Raw genomic sequence first — 18608 nt, 5'->3', positions numbered from 1 at the left:
GCCAGAACGGCAAACTGGACGGCGTGACCGACCTCGACTCCGTCCTCGACGCCGTGGGCCCGCGCCTGCGCGAGCTGCGCCGCCGGCGGGGGGCCACGCTCACCGCGCTGTCGGAGGACACCGGCATCTCGGTGTCGACGCTCTCCCGGCTGGAGTCGGGGCAGCGCCGGCCCACCCTGGAGCTGCTGCTGCCCCTGGCCCGGGCGCACCAGGTGCCGCTCGACGAGCTGGTCGACGCACCCGAGACCGGCGACCCGCGCGTGCGCCTCAAGCCGGTCACCCGGCACGGCGCCACGTTCATCCCGCTGACCCGCCGGCCCGGTGGGCTGCAGGCCTACAAGCAGGTGCTGCCGCCGCGCTGGGGCGGGGAGCCGGGCGAGCAGCGGTCGCACGAGGGCTACGAGTGGCTCTACGTCCTGTCCGGGCGGCTACGGCTGCTGCTCGGTGACGTCGACGTCGTCCTCACCGCCGGCGAGGTGGCCGAGTTCGACACCCGGACCCCGCACTGGATGGGCAACCCCGACGACCGGCCGGCCGAGCTGCTGGCGCTGTACGGCCCGCAGGGCGAGCGGATGCACGTGCGCGCCGCCCCCCGCAGCCACTAGCGCTACGAGCCCCCCTCAGGGGACGACGACCAGCCGCGCGCCGGCGTCGCCCGCGGCCTGCCGCGCCCAGGCAGCGGCGACGTCGGCCAGCGGCACCGTCTCGTACGCCACGCCGACCCGGCCGGCGGCGGCCGCCGCGAGGACCGCGCCCAGGGCGCTGCGGCGCTGCGCGGGGGTGAGCGCGTTGTTGGTGTAGCCGAGCACCTCGGCCGACCGGCCGCGCAGCACCGCCGAGGAGAACACCGCCTCGTCGCCGGACGCGCCGCCCAGGTTCACCAGCCGCCCGCCCGGCGCCAGCACCCGCGAGGCCGCGGTGGCCGCGGTGCCGAACACCGGGTCGACGACGACGTCCGCGTCGCCCTCGCACGCCCCGGCCAGCGCGGCCGCGAGCGCGTCGACGTCGCCGCCCGCCGGCACCACGGCGTCGGCGCCGGCCGCCCGGGCCCGCTCCTGCGCCGCGGCGGAGCGGCAGACCGCCACCACCCGCCCGGCACCCAGGACCCGCGCGGCCCCGACCGCCACCTGGCCCACCGCGCCGCCGGCGCCGAGGACCACCACCCGCTCCCCCGGCTGCAGCCGCCCGCGCCAGGTCAGCGCCATCCACGCGGCCACCGCCGACAGGCCGAGGGCCGCGACCGCAGCGTCGGGCACGTCGGCGGTCAGCGGCACGAGGTCGTCGTCCGCCACCGCGCAGCGCTGCGCGAGGCCGCCGTCGCCGGGCGCCATGCCGGCCGACGTCGCGAACCAGACCCGGGTGCCGGCCGGCAGCCGGCCGGACTCCTCGACGACGCCGACGCCCTGGACGCCGGGGACGTAGGGCACCGCCGGCGTGCCGAAGTAGCTCGTGCCGGAGGCGCAGAGCAGGTCCAGCGGCACGATCGGCGCGGCGGTGACCCGCACCAGGCTGCGCCCCGGCCCGGCCACCGGGTCGGGGTGCTCGGCGTGCTCCGGGAGCGCCCCGGGCGCCCGGACGACGGCGGCGCGCACGTCAGGTGCTGATGTCGGGATAGGGCAGCGTCAGGTGCTCCATCGCCTTCCCGTAGGCCTTCTGGTACTCCAGCGGCCCGTGGTCGCGCTCGAACATCGCGATGAACAGCGTGAGCGTGAGGAAGGGGTGGGCGCCCATCTCGAACAGCGTCACGTGGTCGTGCTCGCGCAGCGCGCGCCGCTCGTCCTCGGTGAACTCCAGCCAGGTGCTCTTCTCGGCCGGGGTGCAGTTGAGGATCGTGTTGGCCATCTCGGCCTCCCACCACGCCACGGTGCCGGCGGGGTCCTCGCGGTAGCGCTCGACCAGGGCCGGGTCGCGGTCGACGGTGAAGAGGAACTTGTCCAGCAGGTAGCGGCTCATGCCGGGACCCCGTCCGGGTACCAGGTGAAGTACGCCTCCATGGTGTGGAACAGGTCGAGGGTGTCGACGTGGTCGGCCTTCGCGCCCTCGCCGGCCACGCCCATCATCAGCATGAAGTCCATGAACCCGTGGGTGGCGTTGCCGGGGTGGTGCAGGGACTCCAGCGACACCTCGGCCAGGCAGCCCTCGATGTCCCCGGAGGCGATCCACTCCACCGCCCGGCGGTCGAACTCCGGGTCCGGGCCGTGCTCGCCGAACTGGCGCGGACCGCCGAGCTCGAGCGAGAGGTGGCCGGTGCCGATGACGGCGACCCGCTCGTCCGACTCCCAGGACTCGACCATCTCCCGGATCGCGCGGCCGAGGGCCACGAACCGCCTCGGCTGCGGCAGCGGCGGCGCGAAGATGTTCGTGTAGACCGGCACGATCGGCAGGTCGGCCTGGGGGCGCAGCGTGATGATCGGGCACGTGATGCTGTGGTCGATCCGCAGCTCGTTGGAGAAGGCCAGGTCGAAGTCGCGGTCCAGGCCGTCGCGCAGCAGGTGCGCGGCCAGGTCCTCCTCGCCGCGCAGCGTCATCCGCGGCAGGCCGAACTCGCGCTCCTCGTTGTACCAGTTGGCGTCGAAGAAGGGCGCCTTGCCCACCAGGAACTGCGGCATGTTGTCCAGCCACAGCTGGTGGAAGTGGTCGCTGCCCACCATCACCAGCACGTCGGGCTCGGCCCGGGTCAGGGTCTCCCGGAACCGCTCGATCTTGGCCACCCACTCGTCGGCGAACGGCGGCCGGTCCGCGCCGGTGGCGGTGCTGGCGCGGTAGTAGAAGGGGTGGTGGGTGGACGCGATGACCGCGGCCAGTTCAGCCATGCCGACCTCCCAGTGAGTCGGGCTCGTACGGATCCGGGGCGACGGAGCGGTTGTTCAGGTCCACCGACAGGAAGACGTCGTTGGCCACGGGGTGGCGCAGCTCCTCGGCGAGCTGGCCGATGAGCCCGGCGGTGCGGGCCAGCAGCGCGAACCCGCGCAGCAGCTCCAGCGGCAGGCCGAGGTCTGCCAGCGCGGCCCCGCACACGCCGGCGCCGTTGAGCGGCAGCGTCTTGCCCAGCACCTGCGGGTGCACCCGGCCGATCGCGGCGAACAGCGCCAGGTGCGGCCCGACCAGGCCCTCCTCGGCGGCGATCTCGAACAGCCGCGGGGTGCGCGGGTCGCCGTCCTTGTGCACGTGGTGACCCAGGCCCGGCACGAACCGGCCCGCGGTCCGCTGCGCGGTCACCGTCTCCAGCGCGAGGGCGTCCCAGCCGGCGTCGTCCCCGGGCAGCTCGCCCTCCGTCGAGGTGAGGACGCCGTGCAGGAACCGGCCGCAGTCCTCGGTGACCCCCAGGAAGCGTGACCCGCCGCCCAGCAGCCCGGCGGCCAGCGCGCCCTGCACCGAGTCCGGCGCCGACAGCCAGGTCAGCCGGGTCACGATCGCGGTCGGGGTGAAGCCGTGGTCGGCCAGCGCCGCGAGCACCGCCTCGAACACCCGGGTCTCCCCCCGGGTCGGCCGGCGCTGGGTGGCCAGCCAGAACGCCAGCTCGCCGAAGCCGACGCTGCCCATGACGTCGCGGGCGAGGTCGGTGCCGAGCAGGGTGATCGACTCCCGGCTCGAGGCGCCCAGCGCGGTCGGGTACTCGCGCGGCCCGATCACGGCGTCTCCCCGCCCTCGGTCAGCCAGCGGCGGACCTCCTCGCCGTGCTCGTCCAGCGTGGGCGGTGGCAGCCGGTACTCCGCGGCGGTGTCGGAGAAGCGGATCGGGTTGCGGATCGAGGGGACCCCCGCGTCGCCGTCCCCCGCCGTCACGACGGGGTCCAGGCCGACCTCCTCGGCGAAGGCGACGCCCTGGTCGATGGTGTTGATCGGCCCGCACGGCACGCCCGCGGCGATGATCTCGCGGAACCACTCCATCTTCGTGCGGGTGGCGAGCCGCTCGACCAGCAGCGGGCGCAGCTCCCCGCGGTTGGCGGTCCGGTCCTCGTTGTGCAGGAACCGCGGGTCGTCGGCCAGCCCGGGGAGCCCGAGCACGTCGCACAGCTTGCGGAACTGGCCGTCGTTGCCCGCGGTCACGATCAGGTCGCCGTCGGAACAGGGCAGCGGCTCGTAGGGGAACAGGCTCGGGTGGCTGTTGCCCATCCGGAACGGGACGACGTCGCCGGCCACGAACGCCGAGGTCTGGTTGACCAGGCCCGACAGCGCGCTGGAGAGCAGGTTCACCTCGACGTGCTGCCCGCGGCCGGTGGCGTGCCGGTGGTTGAGGGCCGAGAGCACGCCGATGGTGGCGTGCAGCCCGGCCATGACGTCGAAGACGGCGACGCCGGCGCGGTAGGGATCGCCGTCGGGGTCCCCGGTGAGGCTCATCAGCCCGGAGATCGCCTGGACGATGAGGTCGTAGCCGGGCAGCGACCGTCCGCCGGGCCCGCTGCCGAAGCCGCTGATCGACGCGTAGACGACCGCCGGGTTGGTCGCCGCGACGGTCTCGAAGTCGAGCCCGAAGCGGGCCAGGCCGCCGGGCTTGAAGTTCTCGACCAGGACGTCGGCACGGCGGGCCAGCTCGCGGGCGGCGGCGGCGTCGCTCTCGTCGGTGAGGTCGAGGGCCACCGACCGCTTGTTGCGGTTGACGCCGAGGTAGTACGTCGACACGTCCTCGCGCACCGGCGGCTGCCAGGTGCGCGTGTCGTCGCCGCGCGGGCCCTCGACCTTGACCACCTCGGCGCCGAGGTCGGCCATCAGCATCGTGGCGTAGGGGCCGGCCAGGATGCGGGAGAAGTCGGCCACGAGCAGGCCTGCGAGAGGTCCCCGGGGTGCGGCTCCGGCGGGTCCTGCCGTCATCGTCGCCTCGAGCTCCTCACCGCGGTGCTGCACCGATCAGCGGACGGCCGTCCGTCGTCGCCGCCGATCCTGGGGAGGGCGACCGCACGCTGTCAACCGGGAGGCCGGCCGCTTGACAGGTGGCGCAGGTCACGGACAGGGTGACGCCGTCCGGCGTCGGTGTCCGTGCAGCGGACAGGCGTCCGTCCGTGTCGAGGCGTCCGAGGAGCCCCCATGACCCAGCCCCCGTCCCCGGCGCCGCAGGCCGGCCGCCCCGTCGTCCTGCGCGGCGGCACCGTGCTCACGATGGACGACGCCGGGACGGTGCTGCGCGACGCCGACGTCCTGGTGGTCGGCGACCGGATCGCGGCCGTCGGACCCGCGCTGGAGGTGCCCGAGGGGACCCAGGAGGTCGACGCCACCGACGGCGTCGTGATGCCCGGGATGATCGACACCCACCGGCACATGTGGCAGACGGCCATGCGCGGCTACGGCGCCGACTGGTCCCTGACCCAGTACTTCGTCTGGTACTACCTCGAGCACGGTCGGCGCTTCCGGCCCGAGGACGTCGCCGCGGGCAACCGGCTGGCCGCCGTCGAGGCGCTCGACTCCGGGGTCACCACGGTCGTCGACTGGTCGCACGGGCTGCAGACGGTCGACCACGCCGAGGCCGCCGTCGACGCGCTGCAGTCGGTGCCCGGCCGGTACGTGCTCGCCTACGGCAACATCCAGGGCGCGCCGTGGGAGTGGACCGCCGACCCGGCCGTGCAGGGCTTCCTCGAGCGCCGCCGCACCGGCGCAGGCGACCTGCTCGCCTTCCAGCTCGCCTTCGACGTCACCGGCGACCCGGCCTTCCCCGAGAAGGCGGCGTTCGAGGTGGCCCGCGAGCTCGGCCTGCCGGTGACCACGCACGCCGGCGTCTGGGGCGCGACGAACGACGAGGGCGTCCGGCTCATGCACGAGCACGGCTTCGCCACGCCGGAGACGGTCTACGTGCACGCCGCCTCGCTCTCCCCCGACAGCTACCACCGCATCGCCGCCACCGGCGGGTCGATCTCGGTGTCCACGGAGTCCGAGCAGAGCGCCGGTCAGGGCTACCCGCCCACCTGGCAGGTCCGCGCGCACGGCATCCCGGTGTCGCTGTCGATGGACACCAGCGTGTGGTGGAGCGGCGACCTGTTCTCCGCGATGCGCACGACCCTGGGCGCCGACCGCTCGCGCGAGCACTTCGAGGCCCACCTCAAGGGTGAGACCGTGACGCAGCTGGCACTGCGGGCCCAGCACGTCGTCTCGTGGGCCACCCGCGGCGGCGCGGCGGCGCTGGGCCGCGACGACCTCGGCCGGCTGACCCCGGGCGCGAAGGCCGACGTCGTCCTGCTCAAGAACGACGCCTCGCCGGTGTCGTTCCCCCTCCTCAACCCCTACGGCCACGTGGCGTTCCAGGCGCAGCGCGGCGACGTGCACACCGTGCTGGTCGACGGCCGGGTGGTGAAGTCCGGCCACCGGCTGGTCGGCGTCGACCTGGCGGCCGTGCGCCGCGAGGTCGAGGCCACCGTCGAGCACCTGCGCGCCGACATGGGCGAGGACGTCTGGCAGGCGGGGATGGACCCGGAGCTCCCCTCGGGCGAGGTGCTCGACAACCCGTACCAGTACACCGACTACCGCTCGGACTCCACGCACGCCGCCCGCGAGGAGGCCTTCGAGCGCCACCTGGCCGGCGAGCGGTGACCGCGCCGGAGCGGGTGCCGGTCGCCGTCGTCGGGGGCGGGCCGGTCGGGCTGACCGCCTCGCTGCTCCTGAGCCGCCTGGGCGTGCGGCACGTCCTGTTCGAGCGGCACCCCGGGACGTCGGTGCACCCCAAGGCCATCGGGCTCAACCAGCGGACGATCGAGGTGTTCCGGTCGCTGGGGATCGAGGACGTCGTCCGCGGGCACGCGGCACCGCCGGAGACGGTGGGCCGCACGGGCTGGTACACCTCCTTCGCGGGGCCGACCGGCCTCCACGGTCGCCGGATCGCCGTCCGCGACGCCTGGGGTGGCGGGCGGTACCGCGACGAGTACGCCGCGGCCAGCCCCTGCGGCTACACGATGCTGCCGCAGATCCGGCTGGAGCCCCTGCTCCGCGCGGCCGCCGAGGCCGCCCCCGAGGCCGAGCTCCGCTTCGGCACCGCGGTCACGGGCCTGTCCGACACCGACGCCGGGCCGGTCACCGTGAGCTGGGAGAGCACCGACGGCCGCCGGGGGGACGTCGTCGCCGACCACGTGGTCGCCGCGGACGGCGGCCGCACGGCCGCGGGCCTGCTCGGCATCGGCGACACCGGCCCCACCGACCTCCTCGACATGGTGAGCGCGCACTTCAGCGCCGACCTGTCCGCCGCCCTGCCCGACCCCGGCCTGCTTATCCACTGGTTCGTCAACCCCGACCACGCCGGGTCCATCGGCAGCGGGTACCTCTACCACCTCGGCCCGTGGGACGAGGCCGGCACGTCCCGGGAGTGGGTGTTCGCCTGCGCCTTCCTCCCGACCGACCCGGCCCGCTTCGACGACGACGACATGCGCGCCCGGATCTCGCGGTCGCTCGGCCTGCCCGACCTCGAGGTGGACCTGCACTCGATCAGCCACTGGTACATCCGCTCGGTGGTCGCCGACCGGTTCCGGTCCGGTCGGGTCTACCTGGCCGGCGACGCCGCGCACCGCATCCCGCCGTGGGGGGCGCTGGGCCTCAACACCGGCGTCCAGGACGTGCACGCGCTGACGTGGCGGATCGCGGCCGCCCTGGCCGATCCCGACCTGGAGCCGCTGCTCGACGGCTACGAGACCGAGCGCCGGCCGATCGCGCTGACCGTCGCGGCCAACTCCCTGGCCAACTTCCAGGCCCACGGCGGCGTCGTCGACGTGGCGCTCGGACTGGACCCCGCGGCCGGCCCGGCGGCCGGCTGGGCCGCGCTCGCCCGGCTGTTCGACGACGGTCCCGACGGCGACGCCGCGCGGGCCTCGGTGCAGGCGGCCATGGACGTCCTCGACGCGGAGTTCCACGCCCACGGCGCCGAGCTCGGCTGGTCCTACCCGCAGGGCACGGTCGTCCGCGAGCCCGGGCAGGCCGAGGGCTGCGTCCCCTCGGACCTGCTGGTGTACCGGCCCACGACCGCTCCCGGCCACCACCTGCCGCACGCGTGGGTGACGGCCGGGGACCAGCGGCGCTCCACGCTCGACCTGGTCGGTCGCGGGAGGTGGGCGCTCGTCGTCGACACCGCGGCGGAGCAGTGGCAGCAGGCGCTCGCCGCGTCCTCGTCCCCGCTCGCGGGCCTGGTCGACGTCGTCGCGGTGGGGCCGGACGCGGCGGTCCGCAGCGGGGAGGACTGGCCCCGCCTGCGGGAGGTCGCACCCGGCGGCGCCCTGCTCGTCCGCCCTGACACCATCGTGGCCTGGCGGGCCCGCGACCTGCCGCAGGACCCGGCGACGGCGCTCGCCGCGGCGCTGGAGCGCCTCGTCCACGGCACCGTCGCCGCGCAGCCCTGAGCACCCGGCCGACGGGCGGGGTCCCGCGCACCTGCGACACCAGGAACAGGAGACGGCATGGCCGGACGGGGTGAGGGACCGGACTTCGTCGAGGCGCTGGCGCGCGGACTGGACGTGCTCGCCTGCTTCGACGCCGACCGGCCCGCCATGACGCTGAGCGAGGTGGCGGCCGCCGCGGGGCTGGCCCGCCCGACGGCGCGGCGGCTGCTCCTGACCCTCGTGGAGCTGGGCCACGTCCGGTTGGCCGGCGGGGCGTTCTCGCTCACGCCGCGGGTGCTCTCGCTCGGCATGGCCTACGTCGGCGCGCTCGGGCTGTGGGACGTCGCCCGGCCGCACCTCGAGGAGCTGGTGGCGCGGACCGGCGAGTCGTCGTCGATGGCCCAGCTCGACGGCTCGGACATCGTCTACGTCGCCCGCGTCTCGGTGCCCAAGCTGATCACGCTGCGGGTGGAGATCGGCACGCGCTTCCCCGCCGTGCAGACCTCGCAGGGCAAGGTGCTGCTCGCCGCCCTGACCCCTGACCAGCTGGCGGAGACCCTCGCGCAGCCCAGCCGCTCGGGCCTGCCCCCCTACATCGGGCGCACGCCGGAGCAGCTGCGCGAGGAGCTGACCGAGGTGCGTGCCCGCGGCTGGGCGCTCGCCGACGAGGAGCTGGCGCCCGGCGTCCGCTCGGTGGCCGTCCCGGTGCGGGACGGGACCGGGGCCGTGCGCGCGGCCATGAACGTGACCGTGCACGCCGCCGAGACGTCCATCGAGCGGCTGCTGGGCGAGCACCTGCCGGCCCTGCTGCGCACCGCCGGCGAGGTGAGCGCCGACTGGACGCGCTGGCAGGCCCGCCCGCACGTCGAGGTCGAGCGGGCGGCCACCGCGGCCGGGTGAGCGGGCGGCGCCCTGGGTACCGACCGCCGTCATGAGCGGGAAGTCGGCGGAGGACTACGCCCAGGACTACACGGACCCGGAGCTGCGGGAGCGGCTCAAGGAGGAGATCAAGGCCGGCGACAAGGGCGGGCGGCCCGGTCAGTGGAGCGCCCGCAAGAGCCAGCTGCTCACCCACGAGTACGAGGCGCAGGGCGGCGGCTACCGGCACGAGGGCGAGCGCACCGCGTCGCAGGAGCACCTGCAGGAGTGGACGAAGCAGGACTGGCACACCGCCGACGGCGGCGACCGGGCCCGCGGGTCCGACGGGACGAAGCGGTACCTGCCCGACGCCGCGTGGGAGCTGCTGTCCGACGAGGAGAAGGCGGCCACCGACGCGCGCAAGCGGGGCTCCGACGAGCAGCACGTGGCCAACACCGACGCCGCCAAGGAGGCCCGCAAGGCCGCCGAGCTCCTCGACGTTCCCGCTCCCGAGGCGCGCGAGCGGGTGGCGAAGATGCACGGCGACTCCCAGCTGGACCGCGCCGAGCAGGCCGAGCGCGACCTCGGCACGGGCCGCAAGACGGTGCTCGAGGCGATCGAGGAGCAGCGCGACCGGGACTGACAGGGCGCCGGCCCCTGAGACCGACGCGACACGCCGTGCAGGCTACGCAACATTGCCCGGACTGCACGATCCGCGCGATGATGTCCGGGTGACCTCCGGCCTGCGCGAGCGCAAGAAGCTCGCCACCCGCCTGGCGCTGCACCAGGCGGCGCTGCAGCTGGTTGCCGAGCGCGGCCTGGACGGCGTCTCGGTCGACGACATCGCCGCCCGCGCCGACGTCTCTCCCCGCACCTTCTTCAACTACTTCCCGACCAAGGACGACGCCGTCGTCGGGATCGACGCCTCCGCCGTGGGGCAGGCCGCCGAGCGGTTCGCCGCACGGCCGGCGCACGAGTCGCCGGTCGAGGCGCTGCGCGCGGTCCACGCCCAGCAGGCCACCGAGATGGCCGGCGAGCCGGAGACGCTGTGGCCGCTGCGGCTGCGGGTCATCGACGAGCACCCGGTCCTCATCGCCCGGCTGCACGCGGTCTTCGGCTCCGCCGAGCGCGCCCTGGCCGAGGCGATCGCCGTCCGCACCGGCACCGCGGTCGGGGCCGACGTCTACCCGACACTGCTCGCCGCGGTGTCCGGGGCGGCCATGCGCGCCGGCCTGCACGCCTGGCTGGCGAGCGACTTCACCGCCTCCCTGCCCGCCCTCGTCGACGAGGCGTGGGACGCACTGGCCGCCGGGCTCCCCGCCCCGCGCCGCTGACCACCTGAGCGGCCGGCGCCGTCCGCTCCCCCCTCGCTGCCGCGCGCTCGCGGCACCGCCGAACGACCCGAAAGAGGACCTCGTGCAGGCCCCGCCCGACAGCTCCGCACCGCCGATCGTCCTGACCCGGCGCCGCATCAACGTCATCTTCAGCGCCCTGCTGGCCGGCATGCTCATGGCCGCCCTCGACCAGACGATCGTGTCCACGTCGATGCCCACCATCGTCGGCGAGCTCGGCGGCGTCTCGCACATGGCGTGGGTGACCACCGCCTACCTGCTGGCGACGACGCTGGTCATGCCGGTCTACGGCAAGTTCGGCGACCTGTGGGGCCGGCGCACCCTCTTCCTGGTGGCGATCGGCCTGTTCACCGTCGCGAGTGTCGGCGCCGCGCTGGCGCCGGACTTCACCTCGTTCGTCGTCTGGCGCGGGGTGCAGGGCCTCGGCGGCGGCGGGCTGATGATCCTTTCCCAGGCGATCATCGCCGACATCGTCCCGGCCCGGGAGCGCGCCAGGTACATGGGCCCGATCGGCGCCCTGTTCGGCCTGTCCGCCGTGGCCGGGCCGCTGGTCGGCGGCTTCCTCACCGACTCGCCGGCGCTGGGCTGGGAGTGGTGCTTCTGGGTCAACGTCCCGGTCGGCGTCGGCGCCTTCCTCATCGGCTGGTTCGCGCTGTCCCTGCCGCGCAAGCGCAGCACCACCCCGCTCGACGTCGCCGGGATCGTCGCGCTGTCGGCCACCACGACGTCGCTGGTGCTGGCCACCGACCTCGGCGGCAGCGACGGCTGGACCGCCCCGGTCACCCTCGCGCTGGCGGCGGCGTTCGTCGTCTCGGCGATCGCCTTCGTGCTGGTCGAGCGGCGCGCGGTCGAGCCGATCGTGCCGCTGAGCCTGTTCCGCAACCGGACGTTCGTCGTCGCCACGGGGATGGGCATGGCGGTGGGCCTGGGCATGTTCTCGGCCATCGCGTTCATGCCGACGTTCCTGCAGATGAGCTCGGGGCTGTCGGCCGCGGACTCGGGGCTGCTCATGCTGCCGATGACCGCCGGCATCATCGTCACGATCCAGGGCTCGGCGGCGTCCATCCTGGAGGACGGGCGCTACAAGCGGTTCACCATCGCCGGGACCGCGGTGATCCTCGGCGCCGTCGTCTGGATGACCACGCTGACCGGCGGGACGTCGCTGTGGACGATCGGCGTCATGTTCTTCGCGCTCGGCTGCGGGCTCGGGCTGATCATGCAGAACGTCGTCCTGGCTGCTCAGAACGCCGTCCCGGCCACCCAGATCGGCACCGCCACCTCGACGAACAACTACTTCCGCGAGGTGGGCGCCACCCTGGGCGTCGCCGTCTTCGGGACGCTGTTCACCAGCCGGCTCGCCGAGAACCTGACCGGCGCGCTGAGGGGGAACGCCGAGCAGGCGGCGGCCGCGGGCATCACCTCGCCGGACACCCTGGTGCCGTCGGCGGTGGAGGCGGCCGGGGAGCCGCTGCGGACGGCGATCGTGGACGCCTACGCCGACTCGCTGGCGCCGGTCTTCTGGTACCTCGTGCCGCTGCTGGTCCTCGCGCTGCTGCTGTCGTTCGCGCTCAGGGAGGTCCCGCTGGCCGAGCACGCCGGCATGGTCGCCCGCGGCGAGGCGGTGGAGTCCGAGGAGGAGCTCGCGGCGCTGCGGCGGTCGGGCGCGCACGCCGCCGTCCCGGCGCCCGAGCCGACCGTGCGCGAGGACCACGACGACGACCAGGTCCGCGTCTGACCCGTGCACTCCCGCGGATCGCCCGGGGGCCGATCCGCGGAAGGACAGGGGAAGAACGGTGCTACCGGAGTAGCATCGCGGTGTGAAGCTCAGCATCAGCCTGACCGAGGAGGACGTCGCGGTCCTCGACGACTACGCCCGGTCGGCCGGCCTCCGGTCCCGGTCGGCGGCCCTGCAGCACGCGATCCGTCTCCTCCGGCACCCAGACCTCGAGGACGACTACGCGGCCGCGTGGGAGGAGTGGCGGGCGTCGGGCGAGGAGGCCGACTGGCAGACGACCGTGGGCGACGGGCCGGGCGATGCTGCGCGGTGAGATCCGCCTGGTCGACCTCGAACCGATCCGCGGGAGCGAGGCCGGAAAGCGCCGACCCGCCGTCGTCGTCAGCAACGACCGGGCCAACGCGGTGGCGGACCGTCTGCGGCGTGGCGTGGTGACCGTCGTCCCGGTCACCGGCAACACCACCCGTGTCTTCCCCTTCCAGACCCTGCTCCCAGCTGCGGACACGGGCCTGCAGGTCGACAGCAAGGCCCAGGCGGAACAGGTGCGTGCAGTCGCGGTCGAGCGCGTCGGTCCAGTGCTCGGACGGGTGCCCGCCACGACGATGGCCGCCCTCGACGACGCGCTCCGCCTGCACCTCCAGCTCTGACCGCGCACGTCCGCGGATCTGCGGGACAGATCCGCGGACGTGCACGGAGCAAGGGGTCAGGCGGCCCGGCCGCAGGCGGCAGCGCTTCCGATCCCGGCGGCCGGGCGCGTCGCGCGCCGGCGGCGCTGGACGCGGGCGATGGTGACCGCGGGGACCAGGGTCAGTGCGGCGAGAACGGTGCCGACCATCGCGGGACCGACTGCACCGAGACCCGAGTCGAGGGTGGCGCCGGCGATCCCGGTCCCGGCGGCGGTGCCGAGGTTGTACGCCGAGACCGACATCGCCACCCCGAGCGTGGGTGCCACGCCGGCGAAGCGGACCGCCAGGGACGACAACACCGGGTTGGCGCTGAGCCCGACGAGCCCCAGCAGGGTGACCAGCACGACCGTGGGCACCGCCTGCGCGGAGAGCAGCCAGATCGCCGCGAGGACGACCGTGGTCGCCGCGGGGACGGCGATGGTCGTCGCGTGCGGACGGACGTCGCCGAGGCGACCACCGACGATCGTGCCGACCAGGGAGCCGACGCCGAAGCCCACGAGCACGAGCGGCACCAGGCCGACGGCGATGCCGGCCCGGTCGGTGAGCAGCGGGGAGACGTAGGAGTAGGCCGACAGCACCGCGCCGGTCGTGGTCGCGCAGGCGGCCAGCACCAGCCACAGCCGGCCGGAGCGCACCGCGGCGAACTGGGATCGCAGGGACACCGCCTCCCCGGCCGGGCCGCCGTGCGGTACCTGGCGGGCGATGAGCCAGACGGCGCCTCCGGCGAGTGCGGCGAGCGCCCAGAACGGTCCGCGCCAGCCCGTCAGCTGTCCGGCGAACGCGCCCAACGGCACACCGACGACGTTGGCGAGCATGCCGCCGGCGCCCACCAGGCCCAGGGCGCGGGCGCCGGCGCCGGGGCCGGCGGCGCGGGTGGCCGCCACCGATGCCACCGACCAGAAGGCGCCGGCCGCCCACGCGGTGACGAAGCGGGCCGCGAGCAGCAGCGGGAAGTCCGAGCCGAGGGCGACGACGACGTGCCCGGCCGCGAAGACGACGAGGGCGAGCACCAGCGTCGTCCGCTGCGGCATCCGCCGGGTCAGCAGCGCCATCACCGGTGAGCCTACGATCATCCCGGCCGCGAACACCGTGATCAGCAGCCCGGCCTGGGCCACGGTCACCTGCAGGTCGCCGGCGATCTCCGGCAGCAGTCCGGCCACCACGAACTCGGTGGTGAGCATCAGGAAGGTGCCGGCCGCCAGCACGTACACGACCAGTGGGAGCCGTTCCCGGGCCCCGGCGGGCGGGATCGCCGGCCCCGCCGGGCGCGTCAGCCGGTCCGGGGTCACCGCAGGGTCGCGGCGTCGATGACGAACCGGTAGCGGACGTCGGAGGCGAGCACGCGCTCGTAGGCCTCGTTGACCCGGTCGGCGGGGACGACCTCGACCTCGGCCCCGATGCCGTGCTCGGCACAGAAGTCCAACATCTCCTGGGTCTCGGCGATGCCGCCGATCATCGAACCGGCGTACGAGCGGCGGCCGCCGATCAGCGACATCGCGTTCAGGCTCAGCGGCTCGGCGGGAGCGCCGACGTTGACCAGCGTGCCGTCGACGGCCAGCAGGGACAGGTACGCGTCGACGTCGATCGTCGCGCTGACGGTGTTCACGATCAGGTGGAACCGCCCGGCCAGCTGGGTGAACGTGTCCGGGTCAGTGGTCGCGAAGTAGGAGTCGGCGCCGAGCCGCAGGCCGTCCTCCTGCTTCTTCAGCGACTGCGACAGCACGGTCACCTCCGCACCCATCGCGTGTGCGAGCTTGACGGCCATGTGGCCCAGGCCGCCGAGGCCGACGACGGCGACCCGCCTGCCCGGCCCGGCGCCCCAGCGGCGCAGCGGCGACCAGGTGGTGATGCCGGCGCACAGCAGCGGCGCGGCGGCCGCGGGGCCGATGCCGTCGGGCACGCGCAGCACGAAGTCCGCGTCGACCACGACGTGGGTGGAGTAGCCGCCCTGGGTGGTGCTGCCGTCGCGGTCCGTGCCGGCGTACGTGGGGACCAGGCCGTCGAGGCAGTACTGCTCGTCGCCGTTGCGGCAGTTGGCGCACTCGCCGCAGGAGTCGACCATGCAGCCGACGCCGACGCGGTCACCGACCCGGTGGCGCGTGACCCGGGGCCCGACCTCGGTGACGACGCCGACGATCTCGTGGCCGGGGACGACGGGGAAGGGCTGCGGGCCCCAGTCGCCGTTGACGGTGTGGATGTCGGAGTGGCAGATGCCGGCGTACTCGACCTCGATCAGGACGTCGTCGGGGCCGACGTCCCGGCGCTCGATGGTGGTGGGGGCAAGGGGGCGGCCGGCGGCGGGGGCGGCGTAGGCGTGGACGCGCACGGTGGATCTCCTCGTTCGAGAGGTGGTCGGGTGGGGTGGCTGGACTCCACGGAACGCCCCCGGGAAGGCGCGTGGGAGGTCGGGTCTGTGGGGGGTGGAAGCTCGCCCCCCTTCTCCCGGTGGGCGCGACGTAGCGTCGACGGCGTGGACAACCGGGCCGACATCCGCGACTTCCTCACCAGCCGGCGGGCCCGCATCACCCCCGAGCAGGCCGGGCTCCTGCCGGGCGGTGGGCGGCGGCGGGTGGCCGGGCTGCGCCGCGAGGAGGTCGCCGTCCTCGCCGGGGTGAGCACCGACTGGTACACCCGGCTGGAGAAGGGCCACATCGCCGGTGTCTCCGAGGACGTGCTGGAGGCCGTCGCCCGGGCGCTGCAGCTCGACGAGGCCGAGCGCGCCCACCTGTTCAACCTGGCCCGCGCCGCCTCCAGGCCGGCCCGCACCCCGCAACGCCGCGGTGGCAGGGCGCACATCCAGCCGCAGGTGCAGTGGATGCTCGACTCGATGACGGGGTCGGCCGCGTTCGTCGCCGACGGTCGCCTGGACGTCCTCGCGACCAACACCCTGGGGTGGGCGCTGCACTCCCCGATGTTCGACGACCCGCGGCGTCCGCCGAACTTCGCCCGGTTCCAGTTCCTCGACCCGCGGGCGCGCGACTTCTACCTGGACCGGGAGGGCGCGGCCGACGTCACCGTTGCCCTGCTCCGCGCCGAGGCCGGCCGCCGCCCGCACGACACGCAGCTGCGCGAGCTCGTCGGGGAGCTGTCCACGGTGAGCGAGGAGTTCCGGACCCGGTGGGCCGCGCACGACGTCCGCATCCACCACAACGGGACCAAGCAGTTCCACCACCCCGTCGTCGGCACGGTGGACCTGCACTACCGCACCCTCGACCTCCCCACCGAGGACCGCTCGGACCTCCGCCTGACCATCTACACGGCCGAACCGGGCTCACCGTCGGAGGACGCGCTCAAGCTCCTGGCCAGCTGGGCCGCAACCGCCACCCAGGCGGCCACCCCGGCGGCGGACCGGACCTGATCCCGACCAGCCGCCGGCCCGGGGGTGGCAGGAACGGCCATTCCTGCCACCCCGGACCGTTCAGCCGGCGCGGGCCTCGCGGGCGACGGCGACGAGGCGGTCGAGCTCGGCGGGCGGGATGGCGGCACCGAAGTCGGCGGCGAACCGGCGCATCGGCATCGACCCGATCATCTGCAGCATCCCGGCGTGCATCTCCGCGGCGCCCTCCGGCATGGTGGCGAGGAAGCCCTCGAGCAGCCGCGCCCCGACGACCGGGTGGGTGAACCACTCGGCCACCGACGAGCCCAGCGTGAGCTCCGGGACGACCGTGTCGCCGGCCAGCGTCACCGTCTCCTCGGCCAGGACCTCGGCAGCGCTGGCGCCGACCTGCACGGTGTACTCGCCCGGCGCCACGACCCAGCCGCCCTCGCGGACGTCCCAGTAGGCGAACGCGCGGCGGTCGAGCGCCAGCTCCACCGTCCGCGACTCCCCGGGCTGCAGCGAGACCTTGGCGAAGGCGCGCAGCTCCCGGGCGGGACGGCGGACCGGGCCGGCCGTCGTCGCCACGTAGACCTGCACCACGTGCCGGCCCGTCCGCTCCCCGGTGTTGGTCACGCTCACCGAGACGGTCGCCGAGTCGTCGCCGGTCGCCGTCACCCGAAGGTCGGAGGTCTCGACGGTCGTGTAGCCCAGCCCGTGCCCGAAGGGGTACCGCACCGGACGGTCGACGGTCGTGTAGTGCCGGTAGCCGACCATCACGCCCTCGCCGTAGCGGACGTGCCCCTGCTCGCCCGGGAAGTTCAGGTGGCTGGGGGTGTCCTCCAGGCGCAGCGGGATCGACTCGGCCAGCCGCCCGGAGGGGCTCACCGCGCCGGTGAGCAGGTCGGCCAGCGCGCTGCCGCCGGCCTGGCCGAGCAGGAACCCGGCCAGGACCGCGTCGACGTCGTCGTGCCAGCCCTCCAGGGACACGATGCCGCCCGAGGACAGGACGACGACGGTGCGCGGGCTGGCCGCGGCCACGGCCCGGATCAGCTCCACCTGCACCGCGGGCAGGCCGATGGTGGTGCGGTCGAAGCCCTCGGACTCGTCGGACTCGGCCAGGCCGGCGAAGACGACGGTGACCTCGGCGTCGCGGGCCGCGGCGACCGCCTCGTCCCGCAGTGCGGCGGCGTCGCCGGAGCCGTCGAGGGAGAAGCCGGGCGCGAACGAGACGGCGGGGAGCGCCTCCCGCAGCGCGGTCAGCGCGTCGTCGACGCGGGTGGCGTTGACGTGCGAGCTGCCGCCGCCCTGGTAGCGCGGGGTGCGGGCGAACTCGCCGACGACGGCGACCCGCGCACCCGGCGCCAGCGGCAGCACGGCGCCGTCGTTCTTGAGCAGCACCGCGCACTGCGCCGCGAGCTCCCGGGCCAGGGTGTGGTGGGCGTCGACGTCGAAGCCGGCGGTCGGCTCGGTCACCAGGTCGGCGAGAACGGCCACCCGCCGGGCGCTGCGGTCGACGAGGGCCTCGTCGAGCTCGCCGGCGCGGACGGCCTCGACGACGAGCCGGTTGCCCGCGCCGTGGTCGCCGGGCATCTGCAGGTCCAGGCCGGCGGCCAGCGCCGCGACCCGGTCGTCGACGGCGCCCCAGTCGGAGACGACGACGCCCTCGAAGCCCCACTGCTCGCGCAGCACCTCGGTGAGCAGCCAGCGGTTCTGCGACGCGTAGACGCCGTTCACCCGGTTGTAGGCACACATGACCGTGGCCGGCTGCGCCGAGGTGACGATCCGCTCGAAGGCGGGCAGGTAGATCTCGCGCAGGGTGCGCTCGTCGACGTCGGCGCTGACCTGCATGCGCTGCGTCTCCTGGTTGTTGGCCGCGAAGTGCTTCACCGACGCGCCGACACCCTCCGCCTGCTGGCCGCGGACGTGCGCGGCGCCGAGCACGCCGGTCAGCAACGGGTCTTCGGAGTAGTACTCGAAGTTCCGCCCGCACAGCGGCGACCGCTTGATGTTCACGCCCGGGCCGAGGACGACGGGCACCCCGAGCGCCCGCGCCTCCCGCCCGACCGCCGTCCCGATCCGCTTGGCGACCTCCGGGTCCCAGCTCGACCCGACGGCGACGGCCGGCGGGAAGCAGGTGGCCGGGACGCTCTGCAGCAGCCCGATCCGGTCGAAGTCCCCCTCCTGGCGCCGCACGCCGTGCGGGCCGTCGGTGAGCACCACCGACGGCAGCCCGGCCTCCTCGACCGGCGCGGTGGACCAGAAGTCCTGGCCGGACAGCAGCGCCGCCTTCGTCTCGAGGGGCAGTGCGTCGAGGTGGGACCGGACGGAGGGCGTGGCGGAGGTCACCGCCCGATCCTGCTGTGCCGCGGAC

General features: G+C 74.7%; 18 protein-coding genes. 10 read left to right on the top strand and 8 right to left on the bottom strand.

Translation table 11 applies throughout. The features are described 5' to 3' along the window. Positions 1-23 precede the first annotated feature (23 nt). Positions 24-605 carry a helix-turn-helix domain-containing protein gene (locus BM414_RS17120; protein ID WP_093581204.1) on the top strand — a complete coding sequence of 194 codons (582 nt, stop codon included), beginning with the start codon at positions 24-26 and terminating at the stop codon, positions 603-605. Positions 606-620: 15 nt separating this feature from the next. Here BM414_RS17120 and BM414_RS17115 read toward each other — a convergent pair whose 3' ends face one another. From BM414_RS17115 to BM414_RS17095, 5 genes are read right to left on the bottom strand one after another with little or no spacing between them, the layout of a single operon-like run. Beyond that, positions 621-1592, bottom strand: coding sequence for a zinc-binding dehydrogenase (locus BM414_RS17115; protein WP_093581202.1), 972 nt, complete (start codon positions 1590-1592; stop codon positions 621-623). A 1-nt stretch (position 1593) separates the two neighbouring features. Next, positions 1594-1953 carry a hypothetical protein gene (locus tag BM414_RS17110; RefSeq protein WP_093581200.1) on the bottom strand — a complete coding sequence of 120 codons (360 nt, stop codon included), beginning with the start codon at positions 1951-1953 and terminating at the stop codon, positions 1594-1596. Next, a complete protein-coding gene (locus tag BM414_RS17105) occupies positions 1950-2813 on the bottom strand; it encodes a DODA-type extradiol aromatic ring-opening family dioxygenase (protein WP_093581198.1) in 864 nt (287 codons plus the stop codon). Before BM414_RS17105 ends, BM414_RS17110 begins: the two co-directional genes overlap by 4 nt. Next, complete coding sequence (locus BM414_RS17100; protein ID WP_245784789.1) at positions 2806-3633, bottom strand: citryl-CoA lyase; 828 nt, start codon at positions 3631-3633, stop codon at positions 2806-2808. Before BM414_RS17100 ends, BM414_RS17105 begins: the two co-directional genes overlap by 8 nt. Next, positions 3630-4811 (bottom strand): CaiB/BaiF CoA transferase family protein, encoded by a 1182-nt coding sequence (locus tag BM414_RS17095; protein WP_093581285.1) that lies wholly within the window; start codon positions 4809-4811, stop codon positions 3630-3632. Before BM414_RS17095 ends, BM414_RS17100 begins: the two co-directional genes overlap by 4 nt. Positions 4812-5024: 213 nt before the next feature. Between BM414_RS17095 and BM414_RS17090 the strand changes: the two genes are divergently transcribed. From BM414_RS17090 to BM414_RS17055, 8 genes are all read left to right on the top strand, one after another. Beyond that, the gene (locus tag BM414_RS17090) at positions 5025-6518 is read left to right on the top strand and encodes an amidohydrolase family protein (RefSeq protein ID WP_093581197.1); all 1494 of its coding nucleotides are present in this window, start codon (positions 5025-5027) and stop codon (positions 6516-6518) included. Then, positions 6515-8308, top strand: coding sequence for an FAD-dependent monooxygenase (locus tag BM414_RS17085; protein WP_093581195.1), 1794 nt, complete (start codon positions 6515-6517; stop codon positions 8306-8308). The genes BM414_RS17090 and BM414_RS17085 overlap by 4 nt, the downstream gene beginning before the upstream one ends. Positions 8309-8365: 57 nt before the next feature. Next, the gene (locus tag BM414_RS17080) at positions 8366-9187 is read left to right on the top strand and encodes an IclR family transcriptional regulator domain-containing protein (protein ID WP_093581193.1); all 822 of its coding nucleotides are present in this window, start codon (positions 8366-8368) and stop codon (positions 9185-9187) included. Between the two features lie 31 nt (positions 9188-9218). After that, the gene (locus tag BM414_RS17075) at positions 9219-9788 is read left to right on the top strand and encodes a hypothetical protein (protein ID WP_093581191.1); all 570 of its coding nucleotides are present in this window, start codon (positions 9219-9221) and stop codon (positions 9786-9788) included. Positions 9789-9876: 88 nt separating this feature from the next. Continuing rightward, positions 9877-10479, top strand: a complete 603-nt coding sequence (locus BM414_RS17070; protein WP_093581189.1) for an acyl-CoA-like ligand-binding transcription factor — start codon at positions 9877-9879, stop codon at positions 10477-10479. 82 nt (positions 10480-10561) lie between these two features. Continuing rightward, complete coding sequence (locus BM414_RS17065; RefSeq protein WP_093581187.1) at positions 10562-12232, top strand: MDR family MFS transporter; 1671 nt, start codon at positions 10562-10564, stop codon at positions 12230-12232. 82 nt (positions 12233-12314) lie between these two features. Beyond that, positions 12315-12545, top strand: a complete 231-nt coding sequence (locus tag BM414_RS17060) for a ribbon-helix-helix domain-containing protein (RefSeq protein WP_093581185.1) — start codon at positions 12315-12317, stop codon at positions 12543-12545. After that, the gene (locus BM414_RS17055; RefSeq protein WP_093581183.1) at positions 12532-12879 is read left to right on the top strand and encodes a type II toxin-antitoxin system PemK/MazF family toxin; all 348 of its coding nucleotides are present in this window, start codon (positions 12532-12534) and stop codon (positions 12877-12879) included. The genes BM414_RS17060 and BM414_RS17055 overlap by 14 nt, the downstream gene beginning before the upstream one ends. A gap of 56 nt (positions 12880-12935) precedes the next feature. On the opposite strand, the gene BM414_RS17050 is transcribed toward BM414_RS17055, so the two are convergent. Beyond that, positions 12936-14207 carry an MFS transporter gene (locus BM414_RS17050; protein ID WP_245784787.1) on the bottom strand — a complete coding sequence of 424 codons (1272 nt, stop codon included), beginning with the start codon at positions 14205-14207 and terminating at the stop codon, positions 12936-12938. Further along, complete coding sequence (locus BM414_RS17045; RefSeq protein ID WP_093581181.1) at positions 14204-15244, bottom strand: NAD(P)-dependent alcohol dehydrogenase; 1041 nt, start codon at positions 15242-15244, stop codon at positions 14204-14206. The genes BM414_RS17050 and BM414_RS17045 overlap by 4 nt, the downstream gene beginning before the upstream one ends. Positions 15245-15388: 144 nt before the next feature. Here BM414_RS17045 and BM414_RS17040 point away from each other — a divergent pair, with 144 nt between their 5' ends. Continuing rightward, positions 15389-16276 (top strand): helix-turn-helix transcriptional regulator, encoded by an 888-nt coding sequence (locus BM414_RS17040; RefSeq protein ID WP_093581179.1) that lies wholly within the window; start codon positions 15389-15391, stop codon positions 16274-16276. Between the two features lie 60 nt (positions 16277-16336). Here BM414_RS17040 and BM414_RS17035 read toward each other — a convergent pair whose 3' ends face one another. After that, positions 16337-18583 carry a glycoside hydrolase family 3 C-terminal domain-containing protein gene (locus BM414_RS17035; protein ID WP_093581177.1) on the bottom strand — a complete coding sequence of 749 codons (2247 nt, stop codon included), beginning with the start codon at positions 18581-18583 and terminating at the stop codon, positions 16337-16339. Positions 18584-18608 lie beyond the last annotated feature (25 nt).

Origin of the sequence: Geodermatophilus amargosae (genome assembly GCF_900116515.1) — a bacterium.
Classification (GTDB): Bacteria; Actinomycetota; Actinomycetes; order Mycobacteriales; family Geodermatophilaceae; genus Geodermatophilus; species Geodermatophilus amargosae.
Note: the sequence above shows the minus strand (reverse complement) of the source record. Positions and strands in the feature narration are given on the sequence as shown.

Coding starts and splice junctions, on each gene's coding strand:
- BM414_RS17055 (WP_093581183.1), top strand. CDS start 12,532: ATGCTGCGCGGTGAGATCCGCCTGGTCGACCTCGAACCGATCCGCGGG.
- BM414_RS17095 (WP_093581285.1), bottom strand. CDS start 4,811: ATGACGGCAGGACCCGCCGGAGCCGCACCCCGGGGACCTCTCGCAGGC.
- BM414_RS17090 (WP_093581197.1), top strand. CDS start 5,025: ATGACCCAGCCCCCGTCCCCGGCGCCGCAGGCCGGCCGCCCCGTCGTC.
- BM414_RS17110 (WP_093581200.1), bottom strand. CDS start 1,953: ATGAGCCGCTACCTGCTGGACAAGTTCCTCTTCACCGTCGACCGCGAC.
- BM414_RS17075 (WP_093581191.1), top strand. CDS start 9,219: ATGAGCGGGAAGTCGGCGGAGGACTACGCCCAGGACTACACGGACCCG.
- BM414_RS17105 (WP_093581198.1), bottom strand. CDS start 2,813: ATGGCTGAACTGGCCGCGGTCATCGCGTCCACCCACCACCCCTTCTAC.
- BM414_RS17080 (WP_093581193.1), top strand. CDS start 8,366: ATGGCCGGACGGGGTGAGGGACCGGACTTCGTCGAGGCGCTGGCGCGC.